This is a genomic window from Pelagibius sp. Alg239-R121 (genome assembly GCF_947331435.1).
GTDB lineage: Bacteria > Pseudomonadota > Alphaproteobacteria > Kiloniellales > Kiloniellaceae > Denitrobaculum.
Genome location: NZ_CAMZOF010000003.1, coordinates 244,502 through 261,351 on the forward strand (window position 1 = coordinate 244,502; position 16,850 = coordinate 261,351).

At 56.5% G+C, this 16,850-nt stretch carries 15 protein-coding genes and 1 tRNA gene; 12 read left to right on the forward strand and 4 right to left on the reverse strand.

The features are described from left to right. Positions 1-45 precede the first annotated feature (45 nt). The 9 genes from xdhA to QMZ18_RS11610 all read left to right on the forward strand — a co-directional run bounded on the left by xdhA (position 46) and on the right by QMZ18_RS11610 (position 11,809). Positions 46-1,557 (forward strand): xanthine dehydrogenase small subunit, encoded by a 1,512-nt coding sequence (gene xdhA / locus QMZ18_RS11570; protein ID WP_282606453.1) that lies wholly within the window; start codon positions 46-48, stop codon positions 1,555-1,557. Further along, complete coding sequence (gene xdhB / locus QMZ18_RS11575; RefSeq protein WP_282606454.1) at positions 1,550-3,925, forward strand: xanthine dehydrogenase molybdopterin binding subunit; 2,376 nt, start codon at positions 1,550-1,552, stop codon at positions 3,923-3,925. The genes xdhA and xdhB overlap by 8 nt, the downstream gene beginning before the upstream one ends. A 32-nt stretch (positions 3,926-3,957) precedes the next feature. Continuing rightward, positions 3,958-4,977, forward strand: a complete 1,020-nt coding sequence (gene xdhC, locus QMZ18_RS11580; protein ID WP_282606455.1) for a xanthine dehydrogenase accessory protein XdhC — start codon at positions 3,958-3,960, stop codon at positions 4,975-4,977. Beyond that, positions 4,974-5,444, forward strand: a complete 471-nt coding sequence (locus QMZ18_RS11585; protein WP_282606456.1) for a nucleoside deaminase — start codon at positions 4,974-4,976, stop codon at positions 5,442-5,444. Before xdhC ends, QMZ18_RS11585 begins: the two co-directional genes overlap by 4 nt. A gap of 78 nt (positions 5,445-5,522) precedes the next feature. After that, positions 5,523-7,094: an ABC transporter ATP-binding protein gene (locus QMZ18_RS11590; protein ID WP_282606457.1), complete on the forward strand. Its 1,572-nt coding sequence runs from the start codon at positions 5,523-5,525 to the stop codon at positions 7,092-7,094. After that, positions 7,084-8,175: an ABC transporter permease gene (locus QMZ18_RS11595; protein ID WP_282606458.1), complete on the forward strand. Its 1,092-nt coding sequence runs from the start codon at positions 7,084-7,086 to the stop codon at positions 8,173-8,175. Before QMZ18_RS11590 ends, QMZ18_RS11595 begins: the two co-directional genes overlap by 11 nt. A gap of 5 nt (positions 8,176-8,180) precedes the next feature. Continuing rightward, positions 8,181-9,104 (forward strand): ABC transporter permease, encoded by a 924-nt coding sequence (locus QMZ18_RS11600; protein WP_367575949.1) that lies wholly within the window; start codon positions 8,181-8,183, stop codon positions 9,102-9,104. Positions 9,105-9,208: 104 nt separating this feature from the next. Next, positions 9,209-10,297: a BMP family ABC transporter substrate-binding protein gene (locus tag QMZ18_RS11605; protein WP_282606459.1), complete on the forward strand. Its 1,089-nt coding sequence runs from the start codon at positions 9,209-9,211 to the stop codon at positions 10,295-10,297. 342 nt (positions 10,298-10,639) lie between these two features. After that, complete coding sequence (locus QMZ18_RS11610; RefSeq protein ID WP_282606460.1) at positions 10,640-11,809, forward strand: cysteine desulfurase family protein; 1,170 nt, start codon at positions 10,640-10,642, stop codon at positions 11,807-11,809. 2 nt (positions 11,810-11,811) lie between these two features. Here the strand turns inward: QMZ18_RS11610 and QMZ18_RS11615 are convergent. Continuing rightward, positions 11,812-11,885 (reverse strand) — tRNA-Ile (locus QMZ18_RS11615). Positions 11,886-12,313: 428 nt separating this feature from the next. Beyond that, a complete protein-coding gene (locus QMZ18_RS11620; protein WP_282606461.1) occupies positions 12,314-13,273 on the reverse strand; it encodes a patatin-like phospholipase family protein in 960 nt (319 codons plus the stop codon). A gap of 246 nt (positions 13,274-13,519) precedes the next feature. On the opposite strand from QMZ18_RS11620, the gene QMZ18_RS11625 reads away from it, so the two are divergent. Together QMZ18_RS11625 and QMZ18_RS11630 are read left to right on the forward strand one after the other, a co-directional pair. Continuing rightward, positions 13,520-14,026 carry a hypothetical protein gene (locus QMZ18_RS11625; RefSeq protein ID WP_282606462.1) on the forward strand — a complete coding sequence of 169 codons (507 nt, stop codon included), beginning with the start codon at positions 13,520-13,522 and terminating at the stop codon, positions 14,024-14,026. A gap of 79 nt (positions 14,027-14,105) precedes the next feature. Next, the gene (locus tag QMZ18_RS11630) at positions 14,106-14,309 is read left to right on the forward strand and encodes a hypothetical protein (protein WP_282606463.1); all 204 of its coding nucleotides are present in this window, start codon (positions 14,106-14,108) and stop codon (positions 14,307-14,309) included. Between the two features lie 36 nt (positions 14,310-14,345). Here the strand turns inward: QMZ18_RS11630 and QMZ18_RS11635 are convergent, their stop codons facing one another. Continuing rightward, positions 14,346-14,945, reverse strand: a complete 600-nt coding sequence (locus QMZ18_RS11635) for a tetratricopeptide repeat protein (protein ID WP_282606464.1) — start codon at positions 14,943-14,945, stop codon at positions 14,346-14,348. An 8-nt stretch (positions 14,946-14,953) separates the two neighbouring features. Then, positions 14,954-15,193, reverse strand: coding sequence for a hypothetical protein (locus QMZ18_RS11640; protein WP_282606465.1), 240 nt, complete (start codon positions 15,191-15,193; stop codon positions 14,954-14,956). A 188-nt stretch (positions 15,194-15,381) separates the two neighbouring features. Here QMZ18_RS11640 and QMZ18_RS11645 point away from each other — a divergent pair, with 188 nt between their 5' ends. Further along, on the forward strand, positions 15,382-16,842 hold the full coding sequence (locus tag QMZ18_RS11645; RefSeq protein ID WP_282606466.1) for a putative nucleotidyltransferase substrate binding domain-containing protein: 1,461 nt from the start codon (positions 15,382-15,384) through the stop codon (positions 16,840-16,842). Positions 16,843-16,850 lie beyond the last annotated feature (8 nt).

Here is a 16,850-nt window from a genome sequence, read left to right on the forward strand (position 1 = left end):
TAGCAAGCCCACGCTGATCTTTGATCTTGCCTTGAGAGTGATGCCATGACTGCGGAAAAGGCTGACACTATTCGATTTTTGATGGGCGATGAGCTCCAGGAGTTGAGGGAAGTCAATCCCACCATGACCGTCCTGGAATACCTGCGAGATACAGCAGGTCGTTGCGGCACGAAAGAAGGCTGTGCAGAAGGCGACTGCGGCGCCTGTTCGGTGGTGCTCGCCGAGCTGGATGGTGAAAAGAGATTGAGCTACCGGGCGGTCAATGCCTGCATACAGTTTGTGCCAACCCTGCATGGCAAGCAGCTCATCACCGTTGAGGATCTGAAGTTACGGCTGCGGGACGGCAGCGACACAGAGGCATTGCATCCGGTTCAGCAAGCCATGATCGAGTGTCATGGCTCGCAATGCGGCTTCTGCACGCCCGGCTTTGTCATGTCACTTTTTGCGATGTTCCATGATGATAGGGCCGGTAAGGCTGGCTGGGATCGTCCGGGAATCAACGATTCCCTTGCGGGAAACCTTTGCCGTTGCACCGGATATGGCTCGATCGTCCAGGCCGCACAGACGATGCGCAACTATGGAACGACGGATCAGTTCGACCGGCGTTCGGCGGAAACCATCCAGGCCTTGGACGGTTTGAGAGATGGTCAAACCTTGAGTTTGACTCACGAAGGGCGCAAATACTTCGCGCCGACGACGGCTGATCAACTGGCTGAGTTGGTGATGGCCTATCCGGATGCCTGCATACTGGCAGGCGGGACGGATGTGGGTTTGTGGGTGACCAAGCAGCATCAGATCCTCGAGACAGTGATTTACACCGGCGATGTTGCTGAGCTTCATGAGGTTCGTGAGACCGAAGACACCGTCGAGATCGGTGCCGCCGCGACCTATACAGAGGTTCAACGTATTCTTGCCGGAGAGTACCCGGACTTCGGTGAACTGATCCGCAGGTTGGGTTCGGTTCAGATTCGCAACAGCGGTACCATTGGCGGCAACATCGCCAACGCCTCTCCGATCGGGGATTCCACGCCAGTGTTGATTGCCGCCGGGGCACGTATTGTCCTGCGGCGCGGCGGCGAGCGTCGTGAAATACCCCTGGATCAATTCTTCCATGCTTATCGCGAGACCGACCTGACACCCGGCGAGTTCCTGGAAAGCATTATTTTGCCGAAGCGAAAACCTGCCACCAAACTGCGGTGCTACAAGATCAGCAAGCGGTTCGACCAGGACATCTCTGCGGTCTGCGCAGCCTTTGCGTTAGTGCTGGAAGGTGAAACGGTCAAATCGTTCCGCACAGGTTTCGGCGGCATGGCGGCAACACCCAAGCGTGCCACGGCCTGCGAAGAGGCACTGACCGGTAAGGCCTGGACACGAAATTCGGTTGAGGCGGCGATGGCTGCTCTGGAAAGCGACTTCGCGCCTATGAGCGACATGCGGGCCAGCAGCGACTACCGCAGGACCGTTGCCGGAAATCTGCTGCTTAAGTTTTTCCTGGAAACCTCGGGCGACACCGCCGAAACCCGACTGGTCGGCGACAAGGAGTTGGCTCATGCCTGACACCCGCACTGTTGCACCGGCACCAATCACCGACTCCGAAAGCATTCAAGGCGGTGTGCATCGCGCACTGAAGCACGACTCCGCCCACAAGCATGTGACTGGCGAAGCGATCTACGTCGATGACATACCGCAGCCCGCCCAACTTCTCCATCTTGCCTGCGGTCAGTCGGCACGGGCGCACGCGAAGATTATCTCCATGGATCTGTCTTTGGTTCGTCAGGCGCCGGGTGTCGTAGCGGTCTTAACCGGCGAGGACATTCCCGGTGAAAACGATGTCGGCCCGGTAATTCATGACGATCCGGTATTTGCCGACGGAAAAGTCGAATTTATCGGGCAGTCGATCTTCGCCGTCGCCGCCGAAACTCGCGAGCAAGCCCGGCGCGCGGCACTCCTGGCACAGGTCGAATATGAGGATTTGGCACCGGTATTGAGCGTCGAAGACGCGCTCGAGCAAAAGAGCTTCGTGCTGCCGGATCACGTGATCCGGCGTGGCGATTCAAAGGCGTCACTCGATCGTGCGAAACGCCGTTTGAGCGGCACTCTACAGGTCGGTGGTCAGGACCACTTCTATCTGGAGGGCATGGTGTCGCTGGCGATCCCTGCTGAGGACGGAGACGTGCAGGTCTGGTGCTCCACCCAGCATCCGAGTGAAGTCCAACACAATGTCGCTCGTGTGCTCGGCCGTCCCTCCAATGCGGTGACGGTAGACGTACGCCGGATGGGTGGTGGTTTCGGTGGCAAGGAAACCCAGTCTGCCCTCTTTGCCGCCATCGCCGCGCTGACCGCCGTTCGGACCGGACGTCCCGCCAAGTTCTGTGTCGACCGCGACGACGACATGACCATGACCGGAAAACGCCACGACTTTCAGATTGACTACGACGTTGGCTTTGACGATGAGGGGCGGATCGAGGCAATCGAGTTCATGCAGGCTTCGCGTTGCGGCATGTCGGCCGACCTCTCCGGCGCCATCAGCGACCGGGCGATGTTCCATGCGGATAACGCCTATTTCCTGGGTGATGTCACAATCACTTCCCATCGCTGCAAGACCAACACTGTCTCCAATACAGCGTTTCGCGGTTTCGGCGGCCCACAGGGTATGGTCGGGATCGAGCGCGTCATCGACGAGATCGCCTTTACGCTCGGCAAGGACCCGCTCGAGGTGCGTAAGCTGAACCTTTATGGCGGCGAAGGCCGCAACGTGACACCCTATTCCATGATCGTGGAAGACAACGTTCTGCCGGAAATCATCGAAGAGCTCGAGGTTTCTTCGGACTATGTGCGACGGCGCGAGGATGCGCGGGCCTTCAACGCAAAAAGCCCTGTGATGAAGAAGGGGATTGCCCTGACTCCGGTCAAGTTCGGCATTTCCTTTTCGACCACCCATCTCAATCAGGCCGGTGCATTGATACACATCTATGCGGACGGCAGCGTGCATCTGAACCACGGCGGCACCGAGATGGGGCAGGGTTTGTTCACCAAGGTGGCACAGATCGTCGCCGAAGAGCTGCAGGTTGATCTGGATCGGATCAAGATCACGGCCTCCAGTACGGGTAAAGTACCCAATACCTCCGCAACTGCGGCGTCTTCTGGAACGGATCTCAATGGCAAGGCGGCACAAGCGGCAGCACGTACGATCCGTGAACGTCTCGTCGGATTTGCGGCGAGCAAGTACGACGTCAAACCGAGCGAAGTCCGGTTCCGTGCCAATAAAGTGCATATCGGCGATGAGGCAATCACTTTTGACGAGCTGATCGGTCAAGCCTATCTAGCGCGAGTTTCTCTGTCTTCTACCGGCTTCTACAAGACGCCCAAGATTTTTTATAATCGCGAAACCGCGAGTGGGCGGCCGTTTTACTACTTTGCCTATGGTGCGGCGGTCTCCGAGGTGATGATCGACAGTCTGACCGGTGAGCATAAGCTGCTGCGAGTCGATATCCTTCACGATGCGGGCCGTTCCATCAATCCGGCGATCGATCTGGGACAGATCGAAGGCGGCTTCATACAGGGTTACGGGTGGCTGACGAGCGAAGAGCTGGTCTGGGATGAAAACGGGCGTCTGCGCACCCACGCACCTTCGACTTACAAAATTCCTGCCTGCAGCGACCGTCCGGAGGATTTCCGGATGAAGCTGCTGGAGAGCGGCCGCAATCGTGAAGACGTCATTCATCGTTCGAAGGCTATCGGCGAGCCGCCACTCATGCTGGCAATCTCGGCGTTGTCGGCCTTATCTGACGCTGTCGCAAGTGTCGGCGATTATCAGCTCCCTCCCGGACTCGATGCGCCGGCGACACCGGAAAAAGTCCTGATGGCGGTCGAAAGACTTCGTCGGACGCAGGCAACGAACGGTCAGACTGAGGCCGTGCAATGACCAGCCGAACTTCTAATTTCCGAGCGTCCGGCATGACCTGGCTTGCTGATTTGAAACGACTTGCAGATGCCGGAGAGTCGGCCGTTCTGGTGACGGTAACAGCCGCGCGCGGATCGACCCCCCGGGAGGCCGGAACCAAGATGGTCGTAACGCGCGATCGCTTCTTCGGCACGATTGGTGGCGGGCATCTGGAATACCGTTGCCTCGAGATTGCACGGGAAATCTTGGGTGCTGAGCCGGTTGCACGTATTCGCCGCTTTGAGGTTTTTCCACTTGGTCCGGCCTTGGGGCAATGCTGTGGGGGAGCCGCGGACGTATTGTTCGAAGCTGTAGCAGCACAAGATCTGCTGGAGATCGATCCGTCGAATGCGGAGACACCGTCAGTTCTTGTGACCCCGCTCGCGACGGAGGGTGGTGCGATGTATCTGAGGTCAGGCTATCCGGCCGATGATCTCGAACAAATGCCCTGTGTTACGAGCGAAGGGGGCCGAGCGGTTTTGATCGAGCGGGTTTGCGACGATCGCACGCAAGTTCTTTTGTTTGGTGCAGGACATGTTGGACAAGCCGTTGTTGCAGCGCTTGCGCCTCTACCTTTTGCTGTGAGCTGGATTGACAGCCGCGCCGACAGCTTTCCGCCAGAGATGCCGTCTAACACCGTCATCGAAGTTGTCGACAGGCCGACGCTCGAAGTCGATTACACATTGCCTGGTGCTTTTTATCTGGTGATGACCCACAGCCATCAGCTTGACCTTGAGATCTGCGAGGCGGTTTTGCGCCGGGGGGATTTCGCTTATCTCGGTTTGATAGGTTCTGCGACCAAGCGCGCGCGTTTCAATCGCCGATTGCTGGCGAAGGGATTGCCGGCAGATCGCCTGGGACGCTTGACCTGTCCGATTGGCATTGCCGGAATTTCTGGGAAGCATCCAGCGGAAATCGCCGCTTCCGTTTCCGCGCAGCTGTTGGCCGAACGCGAAGCCCAAAGCCTGTTTGAAGCGCGTGAAGCGCCGGATAGAGATGGATTGAAGAGAAACATTTCGGGACAAGGATCATGAGCCGGGAAGATTTTATGCGACAGGCGATCGATCTGTCCGGAGAACGTATGCGCGCTGGCCTGGGAGGCCCCTTTGGTGCCGTGATCGTCAAGGACGGCAAGGTGATTGCCGAGGGATCCAATCAGGTCACTTCGACCAGTGATCCGACGGCTCATGCTGAGGTGGTCGCGATTCGTGCCGCCTGCAAAGTGCTCGATAGTTTCAGCCTCGAAGGCTGCGAAATCTACACCAGCTGCGAGCCTTGCCCCATGTGTCTCAGCGCGATCTATTGGGCGCGGCTCGATCGCATTTTCTATGCGAACGGGCGTGAGGACGCGGCTGCGATCGGATTCGACGACGATCATATCTACCAGGAAATTCCGAAGGCGCTTGAGTTGCGGGAGATCCCGACAGAGCGCCTGCTTGCGGGCGAAGCCTGGTTGGTCTTTGCGGAGTGGCAGGAAAAAACCGACAAAATCATGTACTGATCGAGCAACTATTAGCCATACGGCCGGAAGATCGCGTTAAGCGGCGGCAGGTGTATTTTTAGGGAGAGGTGGGAGCAGATGGAGCTTGAAGTGGCGCGGAGTGACGCTGCGGAACCCGTGGTTCCAAGGCTTGAACTCAGGGGGATCGATAAGTCCTTTCCCGGCTGTAAAGCCAATGACGGTGTGGATCTGTCGATCCTTCCGGGCGAGATACACGCACTCTTGGGAGAAAATGGAGCCGGCAAGAGCACATTGGTGAAGATCATCTACGGGATCCTCCATGCGGATGCCGGAACGATTGCCTGGGAAGGGCAGAAAACCCACATCGCCGGTCCGAGCTTTGCCCGAAACCTGGGTATCGGCATGGTGTTCCAGCACTTTTCCCTGTTCGAGGCCCTGACTGTTGCGGAAAATATAGCGCTCGGTGTCGAGGGCGATCATGACATGAGCCGCCTGGAAGCCAGGATCGAAGAGGTTTCGGCCGCCTATGGCCTGCCATTGGATCCACGTCGTCATGTGCATTCTCTTTCTGTTGGAGAACGGCAGCGGATCGAGATCGTACGTTGCCTGCTCCAGGATCCGCGGCTCCTGATCATGGACGAGCCGACGTCGGTCCTGACTCCCCAGGAGGTCGACACGCTCTTTGGGACGCTGCGTCGTCTTTCATCTGAAGGCTGCTCTATTCTCTACATCAGCCATAAGCTCGACGAGATCAAACAGCTCTGTGATACGGCTACGGTTCTGCGCGGCGGAAAGTTTGTCGGTGCCTGCGATCCGAAGGAAGAATCGCCGCAAAGTATGGCGCGAATGATGATTGGCGACGACGTGAAAGAACCCAAGCCCCAAGGCGATGCGCAAGTTGGCGAAGTGGTGTTGTCCGTCGCGGATCTGTCCCTGCAAAGCCAAGATCCCTTCGGCACTGATCTCAAGGCTGTCACATTCAATGTGCATGCAGGGGAGATTTTCGGCATCGCCGGAATCGCAGGAAACGGACAAAACGAGTTGTTGGCTGCGCTCAGCGGCGAACAGCTTGTGCCCGACGGTGCGGCTGTTGTGATCGGTGGGCAGCCCTCCGGAAGGCTTGGCCCGAGGCGCCGCAGATCCCTGGGGCTTAGTTTCGTGCCTGAGGAACGTCACGGTCACGGCGCCGTACCGGCGTTGCGTTTGACAGAGAATGCCTTTCTTAGCGGACACCTGCGAGAAAAGCTGGTGCGTTGGGGTTTGATCGACTTCCCCAAGACGGCGGAATACGCGCAAAAGATTTGCGAGTCCTTTGATGTTCGCACCTCAGGCATCAATGCTGAAGCCAGCAGCCTGTCCGGGGGCAATCTTCAAAAATTCATTATCGGGCGGGAAATTTTACAGCGGCCGAACTTGATGATCGCAGCTCAGCCGACCTGGGGCGTGGATGCAGGGGCGGCTGCTTCCATTCATCAGGCGTTGATCGATCTGGCGGCGTCCGGCGCCGCGGTTCTGGTGGTCTCTCAAGAGCTCGACGAACTGTTTGCGATCAGTGACAGGATCGCCGTGATGTCTTCAGGTCATCTCTCGGCAGCGCGTCCGACCGCTGCGACGACGCTCGAGGAAATCGGTTTGCTTATGGGCGGCGACGGTGGTGCTGCAGGGGAGCGGATGATCAATGTTGCTTAAGCTGGAGCCGCGCGGCGAAACCTCACGCGCGATGATTTACCTGACGCCTTTACTGGCTATTTTACTAACTCTGATTATGGGGGCGATTCTCTTTGCGCTGCTGGGGCACAATCCGCTGGAGGCCATGTACGCCTTTTTCATCTCACCGATTTCGAACAGCTATGGACTGGGCGAACTTGCTGTTAAGGCAACACCCCTGATCCTTTGCGCGATCGGGCTTGCGCTTGGCTTTCGAGCCAATGTCTGGAACATCGGGGCGGAGGGGCAACTGACGCTAGGAGCCATCTGCGGTGGAGGACTCGCACTCTGGTTCTATGACAGCGAAAGTGTCTTTCTATTGCCTGCCATGGCCTTGGCAGGGGCTTTAGGTGGTCTTGCCTGGGCGGCTATACCCGCCTTTTTAAAGCTACGCTTCAATGCCAACGAAATTCTGACCAGCCTGATGCTGACCTATGTAGCAACCTTGCTGTTGAGCTTGCTGGTGCATGGTCCCTACCGTGATCCGGATGGATTCAATTTTCCAGAGTCCAGGCTCTTTGCCGATTCCGCCTTACTCCCGGTGATGGTCGAAGGCACCCGCCTTCATTTAGGTGCGGCCGTGGCAGTGTTCGTGGTCCTTGTGGCCTGGCTGGTCGTCAGCCGCAGTTTTATTGGATTTCAGATTAAGGTCATCGGCCTGACGCCGGCCGCCGCCGGTTATGCGGGTTTTCGGCACCACAGTCTGGTCTGGCTGACACTGTTGACTGGTGGTGCCTTGGCCGGCTTGGCCGGCCTGTTTGAGGTTGCCGGCCCGATCGGTCAAATCACTCCGGTGATTTCGCCGGGCTACGGTTTTACCGCAATTATTGTTGCCTTCGTCGGACGGCTGCATCCAATTGGCATTCTGGGCGCAGGGCTCCTTATTGCCCTGTCTTACCTGGGGGGTGAGACAGTGCAGATCGAGATGGGACTGCCACAAGCGGTGACGGGTGTTTTCCAGGGGATGCTGTTGTTCTTTCTGCTCGCCTGCGACGTCCTGATTCGTTATCGCGTGCGATGGTCGATCGGGGCCTCACAGGAAGCGCGGGGGACGGCATCATGATGGGAATGATCGACACTCTCGCCGCGATCCTTGTCACGGTCGTGACAGCCGCGACGCCTTTGGTTTTTGCAGCAACCGGCGAATTGGTGAATGAGAAAGCCGGCGTTCTGAACCTGGGCGTCGAGGGCATGATGTTGGTCGGCGCGGTCAGCGGCTTCGCCGCGGCGATCGCGACCGGCAACCCGGTTATCGCCATCTTCGTGGCGATGCTTGCCGGCGCCTTAATGGCGTTTCTCTTCGGAGTTCTAACGCTCTCGCTGATGGCCAACCAAGTCGCTACGGGATTGGCGTTGACTATGTTCGGCGTCGGTCTTTCCGCCTTGATTGGGCAGGATTATGTGGGAACGCCGATTAAAGGCTTGGCAAAGCTCAGCATACCGGTTCTGACGGACTTACCTCTGATCGGACCGGTCATTTTTGGCCAGGATTTTCTGGTCTATCTCTCGCTGGTTTTAGTTGCAGCGGTTGCTTGGTTCCTGAAATCGACGCGGGCAGGGCTCATTCTGCGTGCCACGGGTGAATCCCACGATGCGGCCCATGCTCTCGGATACTCGGTTATTGGGATCCGCTATCTGGCGGTTATGTTCGGAGGCGCTATGAGCGGATTGGCCGGCGCTTACCTCTCTCTCGCCTATACACCGATGTGGGCGGAGAACATGTCGGCCGGACGGGGCTGGATCGCGTTGGCGCTGGTGGTCTTTGCGACCTGGAAGCCCGGCCGTGTCCTCGTGGGGGCCTATCTCTTCGGCGGTGTTACGATTCTGCAGCTTCATGCCCAGGGCGCCGGTTTCGCTGTTCCATCTCAAGCACTGTCGATGCTGCCGTATTTGGCAACCATCGTCGTCTTGGTGGCGATTTCCAGAGATTCCACGCGTATTCGGTTGAATGCACCGGCCTGTATTGGCAAGGTTTTCCATCCGGAGACATAAATCCCGGCTGCATGCAGGGAACGCGAACAACAGACTGGCTTTTCGCTGCAGAGTGCAAATCGGGGCAAGAACGAAAACAGGGAATTATGACAAGGAGTTACATGATGATACAGGGAGTATTCAAGACACTCGGTGCGACAGTCGGCGCTGCGGCGCTGGGGTTTGCCGTCACGCTGGGAGCTGCGTCGGCGGAGCCGACCAAGGTTGGTTTCGTCTATGTCGGACCTATCGGAGATCATGGTTGGACCTACCGCCATGACAAAGGGCGGCTGGCGATCGAAGAAGCCTTTGGTGACAAGGTCGAGACCAGTTTTGTCGAAAGCGTGCCAGAAGGCGCTGATGCCGAGCGGGTGATCCGCAAGCTGGCGTCGAGCGGGCACGATCTGATTTTCACGACCTCGTTCGGCTACATGAACCCGACGGTAAAGGTAGCCAAGCAGTTTCCGAACGTGAAGTTTGAACATGCTACCGGTTATAAACGCACCAAGAACGTCGGAACCTACGCAGCACGCTTTTACGAGGGACGCACGATTGCAGGAATTCTGGCTGGTCGCATGACCAAGTCAAATGTCATCGGCTATATCGGGTCCTTCCCGATTCCCGAAGTTGTGCGTGGTATCAATGCCTTTACGCTCGCGCTGCGGAAAGTCAATCCAGAGGCCGAAGTCAAGGTGGTCTGGGTGAACTCCTGGTACGACCCGGGCAAAGAAGGCGACGCTGCCAAAGCTCTGATCGACCAGGGCGCTGACGTCATTCTGCAGCATACCGATTCCCCAGCACCTCTGCAGGTGGCGCAGGAACGCGGTGTCTTCGCCGTTGGCCAGGCGTCTGATATGACCCATTTCGGTCCTAAGGCGCATCTAACATCGATCGTCGATATTTGGGACGGTTACTACATTGCGAAGACAAAGGCAGTGATGGAAGGAACCTGGTCGTCCGAAGATACCTGGGGTGGCTTGAATGCCGGCATGCTGAGCATGGCGACCTACAACGAAGCCATTCCAGCCGAAGTTGTTGCGGAGGCTGAGGCCGCGCGTGTGGCAATCGAAGATGGAAGCCTGCATCCCTTCCAAGGTCCGATCATGGATCAGGACGGCAAGGAAGTGGTTGCCGCGGACGCGGTTGTTGAAGACGGCGTTCTGCTTTCCATGGACTGGTATGTCCAGGGCGTACAAGGCAAACTGCCGAAGTGATCAGGCCCGGACTATGCAGTGAATTCTAAACGCTGCATGAGGTTTACAAAACACCCTCGCGGTTATGTTCCGCGGGGGTGTTTTTTGGATAAAAGTCTTCCTTAAACGAGAAGAGCCGCACTTTTGTGCGGCCCTTTGGCGATCCGGCTTTCTGCCTAAGCGCCAAACCTCGTCATGCGACTGTTTAGCGCAAAGACATTGAGGTTTTGTTTCTGTTCTGTGCAATTATCGATATTTCGATGTTATCAGACGATCGTATGGACGCCGAGCGCCATCGCTCTTGATTGAATTCGTCAAGAATCATTGCATTTCGGGCGCACAGAGCGTGGACAGAGGTAAGTCGTGGCAGCTAGCGAACCAGCCCCTAAAACTCCGATCTATCTGGATTATCAGGCGACCACACCGACGGACCCGCGAGTGGTGGCGGCCATGCAGCCCTTCTTTTCCGGCAGTTACGGCAATCCTCACTCAACGCAACATGCCTATGGGCGCGAAGCGGAGCAGGCCATCGAGGCAGCTCGTGCGGAAGTTGCGAACCTAATTGGTGCGAGACCGGGCGAAGTGATCTTCACGTCTGGCGCGACCGAAGCCAACAATTTGGCGTTCTTCGGTGCTCTGGCGGCTCTAAACGGTGAGCGACGTCATCTGATCACACTTACTAGCGAGCATCCCTCTGTTTTGGCCTGTTTCGAAGAGCTGACACAGCGCGGTTACGACGTGACGATCCTTCCGGTCGACAAAGAGGGCCTCATTGACTGTGGGGCCTTGGAGGGGGCTCTCAGGCCGGATACTGCGTTGATGTCGGTTATGGCAGTGAACAACGAGATCGGTGTCCTTCAGCCCTTGGAAGCGATCGGTGCACTATGCGCTGCCCGTGGCATCCTTTTTCATTGTGATGCGGCTCAAGCAGTCGGGAAGCTACCCCTCGACGTAAAGAGGGCCAACATTGATCTGCTGTCGCTCTCCGGGCACAAACTTTATGGACCCAAAGGAATCGGTGCGCTTTACGTGGGCCGGCACGTCCGCATGAAACCTGTCCTATTCGGCGGCGGACAGGAACGCGGTTTACGCTCTGGCACTTTACCGACCCCGCTTTGTGTCGGATTGGGACATGCCTGCAGATTGGCGCAGACAGAACTGGCCGAGGAAGTCCGGCGTCTGACCTTTCTTCGGGAACATTTTCTGTCGCTTCTTGCTGGCTCGCTTGAGGGGTGGTGGCTCAATGGCAGTGCGACCGCGCGTCTTCCCGGCAACATCAATCTTAGCTTCGAACTCGAAGATATCGAATTGGTGCTGACTCATCTCGATGATCTGGCGCTCTCCACCGGCTCGGCCTGCAGCTCTGAAACATCTGGTCCGTCCCATGTCCTTACGGCTTTGGGATTGAATACCCAGGCAGCTCACAATTCGCTACGTATCGGTTTTGGCAGATTTACCAGTCAAGACGATGTCGAGCAGGCAGCGCGAAGAATCGCACAGGTCGTATCCAGCGTTCGAAGCGGGGAAATTTAATCTAGGGCCGGCAGGACTCGAACCTGCGACAGCACCGTTATGAGCGGTGAGTTCTAACCAACTGAACTACGGCCCCAGATAAGGGAAACCGATACACGCTCACCGGCTGGCGTTCAAGCGGTAACTCTCAACTGAACCTGTTCTAGGAACGTTCCTGGAACAGTGGTAGGCCATTGACTTGATTCAATGATATGAATTCGTAGTCTTTTTGCCGGGGTCGATTTGGAGATTTACAACTAAAAAAAGAAACCCCCGCAACAGTGTTGTGGGGGTGCCCGAAAGCAAGTTGTACAGGGAGACTCAGGAAAACTGAGTGAGGCAAAGATAACCTCATATGGTTAACAATAGGTTAACGAAAATTAAGAAAAAAAGCGAGCAAAAAATGTATGGGTCTTTATTTTGTCATAGATTGCAGAATTAGCACTTCGAATCTCAAAATTATTGAGATTAGTTGAATTTATGGCGATTCTGTGGCCGTGTAATACTTTGATTTGCCTGTAAATTTTAGAATCCGCCAGAACCCGGAGCAAAAACTGAGAGAGCATCTCGCAGGTCCGGAAGGACCCTCTCAACCGAGGCCTCGCCTTCGGCGATAATTTCGTCGGCCCGATCGAACTCGAAAAGACCTATCTGTCCGAGGCGAGGTGTAATGTGCACATCCGGGGGCTCGCCGGCGAGCCGTGAGCGCGCGATTCGATCTTGAACGATGTTCAATGAAGAGATCATGACGCCGAAGAGGCTGGGTTGGTTCGGCTCTCTTTTGAAGGTACGGCGGGCCAGCGCATCGAGCATCGAGCCAGAAGATGCAGGCGCGTTTTCCTTCATCATTTCAAGCAGGTCGAAGCCGGCGACGGTCGCAATCTTTCCGCCGGGCTGCCGGGCTTTGCCGATGATGTCAGCGTTGAGGTTAACCGCAATGATCATCTGCGCGCCCAAGGCCTGGCATACAGAGACGGGGACGGGGTTGACCAACGCGCCGTCGACAACCCAACGGTCATTGACAAGCGTTGGCTGAAATACGCCAGGCAGGGAAAAGGAGGCGCGGACGGCGTCAACCAGTTTCCCATCGCGCAGCCACACTTCGTGACCTGTTACGAGATCTGTTGCGACCGCTACGAAGGGCGTTTCATAGTCTTCAAAGGTCGCATCACCCAGGTGTTTTTGCATGATCTCGACCAGATGCCGTCCACCCATCAGTCCGCCGCTGCTGACTTTGAAGTCCATATAGGAAAGCATGCGCAGCTTGGTCATGGAGCGCGCCCAGTCTTCGAGGGTATCGAGCTCGTTGGTGATGTAGGAGGCGCCAACCACGGCGCCGATTGACGTGCCGGAGATAATGTCGGGCCTTATTCCACAGCGTGCCAGCGCTCTGATGACACCGATATGGGCCCAGCCACGGGCGACCCCGCTACCCAATGCCAGCCCTATCCTCGGGCGCCAGCTATGTTCGGAATCCTGTGACACGACCTATCCTCTCAGCCCATTCACCTAATCATTGGCCGAGTCCCGGGCAAGATCGGTCACGATCTATTGTATGGCGGGCCCAGCTTAGATCCTCAACTCTAGCGCAAAGATATTAACCAAAATACGAACAGCCTGCGTGTGTAAAAGACTAAAAGACGCCGACGCAGAATGTGGCTGGGAATTTGGTGCTGGAACAACTTGTCTTTGTTTGCGGCCGGACTACACTTTGTTTGAAAGGTGCCAAGAATGCTGGGGCTCTTCAAAACGCTGTTGCGTCCGGATCTTGAGGAAGATCCGGAGCGCACCATTATTGCAACGGCTGCGAATATCATTCAGGTCGGAGAGTTTCAGCTTCTCCAATTGGCCTATCACAGCTGGTACGGAGAAGACATGACACCGGCGCAAAGCGACGTCATGTTTCGGGCCTATATGCTACGCGGCGATGTTCCTTCCTGGGCAAGGCATTACGCCCGCCATATCATTTCAAGCTCCGACAAGGGCCAGTTAGACGAGAACAGCCCAGATTATCATCGCTACGACCATGATTACGTAACGGACGTACCCAAGGGGGTGCGTCACTTTTGCCTGGTGTCCATGGTCTTGGCAGGCGTACTTGTTGGCGGGCTCTTGATTGGTCACGTATCCGGCAGTAGTCCGACATCGGTGTTGCCGCCGTACTTCGAGGCGGATGAGCTGCTTCCCGCAACCGAGACGGAAAAAGCCGGTAGGCTTAGGAATATGGTCGTGGAATAGATCTTCCGGGCCGTCGGCATCACCGTCATAATCCTGATGCGTGCTTGTGCACGCAGATAGTAATGGACAGAGGTGGGCGATGTTCGAATTTGCGGGTGACTGGGAAAAACCCATCAACTACCTTTTTCTGGCCGTTACGGCTGTGATCGCCGTTCACGCAATCCGCTACCGCACCGAAGATGGTAAAACGGACGTTGTGCGTCTTCTGTTCGGGTGTATTGCAGCAACCTTTTTCATGCTGGTGCTGTTTCAGGATGTCCTGGGAATTGTTGAGTTCGGTTGACCGAAGTTGCTGGAGGTCAGCGCTAATTATTGAAGATTAGGGTTTATGCATGCGCTGGCGAGCGTCCAGCTTCGGAATTCTCAGCACTCTTTCTGATTCCGGCAGTTTCAGCTGTTTCTGCAGATAGATTGCCCGCTTGCGCACCGTCGAAAAATCATCCGAATTATGAAGAATTTTATCAATGATGCCTGGCCCTTCGACGGCGCCGGCATCCGTATTCAAGGCTTGAACGTAGCTCGCCAAAGCTTCTTCGTAACGTTCTGTTCGATCAAGCACGATCCCTCGGTTTGCATAGGCGGCGGCAAGAACGCCGCGTCCGGTCTCATCGTCCTCAGCCAGATTGTCGCTTAGGAAATCGATCAGGTGCTCGAGCTCGGCCTGCGCTTTTTCATAGCGCTGGGTCTGAATGAAAACCAGCGCCCGCCCCATTAGAGCGCCGCGATGGTTTTTTTGCTCCTCAAGCGCCTTGTCGAAATGAGCCAGGGCCTCGGCATACAATCCATCCTCCAGGCGCAAGGTGCCAGTTTCGGTCTCGTAATTACCTGGCGGCCGATCGAAGTATCCTGGCACGAGCGTCCAGAAAAGAAACCCGCCGAGCGTCAACAAGGCCATAAGAAAGATGAAACGGCGCAACACTCGAGGGTTCATGGTTGGCCTTGGAACAGATGATGACTGTAGAGCACCGCGAAGACGAAGCACAAAAGAGCGGCCGTTACATTGGCGCGGCGGCGTAAACGCCTGGTTTCGGTTTCATCCAGATCGCTTACCCTCTGTGCGCGACGGACATAGAGGACGTGAAGCAACTGCCTGACCGGCAGGAACAGCAGCAACATTAGGGCCAGGGCCCAGAGGTATAAGTAGTCTCTGGAAAAAAGCGCTTCCATGGTCGATCCGCAGGCGGGGGATGACCTCAGGAGTTTAGCGAAATTCGAGTGGCTGGCAAAGGGTCCGTCGATTTCCTGATCTGCGTGAACGCAAGTCCATTGGGGTATTTGAGTGAGCTTTGCAAGGGTGAGAGGAATTCAATGCTATAGTGGGAACGGCTTCAATCTGCGAGGACGCGTCCAGCCGCATGATGTCCCAAACCAGAATTTTCTCTGAACTGGTGCGCGACCACCTGCGTGATGACTGTCTTATGGTGCGCAGCAAGACGCCGCTTGCTGAACTGCTGTCAAAAATGACCCTTGCCAAGGCGACGAGCGCGATGGTGGTGGACGGGGACGAGCGGTTGCTTGGATTGATCACTGAACAGGACGTGACCCGTCGGATCGCCCTGCGTTGTGAGGGGAACGAGCTCGTCGATTCGGTGATGACGACTCCGGTCCGAACCATCGGCGCGACCGATTATCTCTATAGTGCAATCGCCCGTATGCGGCGCTTTGGATGGCGTCATATGCCGGTCGTGGAAGAGACTGGGCGTGTCGCCGGCGCCATCGACCTTTGCGATGCGCTGGCAGCAGCGGGAGAAGATATGCTGCGCCGCGTGGACACCATCGCGCATGAGCATAGCAAGGATGGCCTTCGCGAGGTCAAATCGGCACAGGTGGCACTGGCAGCGGATCTCATTGCCGACTCTGTTCCCGCGCCGGAGATCCAGAGCCTTTTGACACGAATTAACGGCGACATCCATCGGCGGATCCTGGATCTCGAAATCACCGATATGAAACGGACCGGATGGGGCGATCCGCCGGTTGCCTTTTGCGCTATAGTCATGGGATCGGGAGGCCGGGGTGAGAACTTTCTCTATCCGGATCAGGACAACGGTTTCATTCTGGACGACTATCCGGACGACCGGCATGGGCAGGTCGATGCGTTTTTCGTTGAGCTGGCGACAAGAATGACGCGGGATCTCGACGACATAGGTTTTCCCTACTGTAAGGGCTATGTCATGGCGACCAATCCGCTGTGGCGCAAGAGCCGGACTCAATGGCGAGACCAGATTGGCAGATGGGGGCGTAAGCGCAGCACAATCGCGATCCAACTGGCGGATATCTTTTTTGATTTTCGACCGGTTTACGGAAAGGCGGCTATGGCCGGGGAACTCCGCCAACGTGTCACCGGGATGGCGCGTTCCAGCCCAGCGTTGCTGACCGAGTTGAACCGGGAAACAGAGCGTATGGATGTTGCTCTGGGATGGTTCGGCCGGCTGGTAACGGAAAAGGAGAATGTGGCTTTCAAAGGTAAGATCAACCTCAAGCACATGGGTACTTTACCATTAGTATCGGCGATTCGGCTGCTTTGCCTGCAGGCTGGAATCGCCGAAACATCGACATTGGAACGGATCGCGGGCCTCCACGAACGCGCGGTGTTAAACAACAATGAGGCGGACTATCTGAGGGGCGCCTTTGTCCATGTCACCGGTTTGCTGTTGAGACAGCAGATCGCCGATTTCACGGCTGGTCGGGAGGTCAACAACTACGTGCATCCCGACGCCATGAGCAAGCGTGAGAGAGATATTTTGATCGGTTCCTTTAAAGCGATTTCAGATCTTAAAGACCGGGTTCGCGCGCGTTTTACCGGCGAGATCTTTTAGTGATCGAG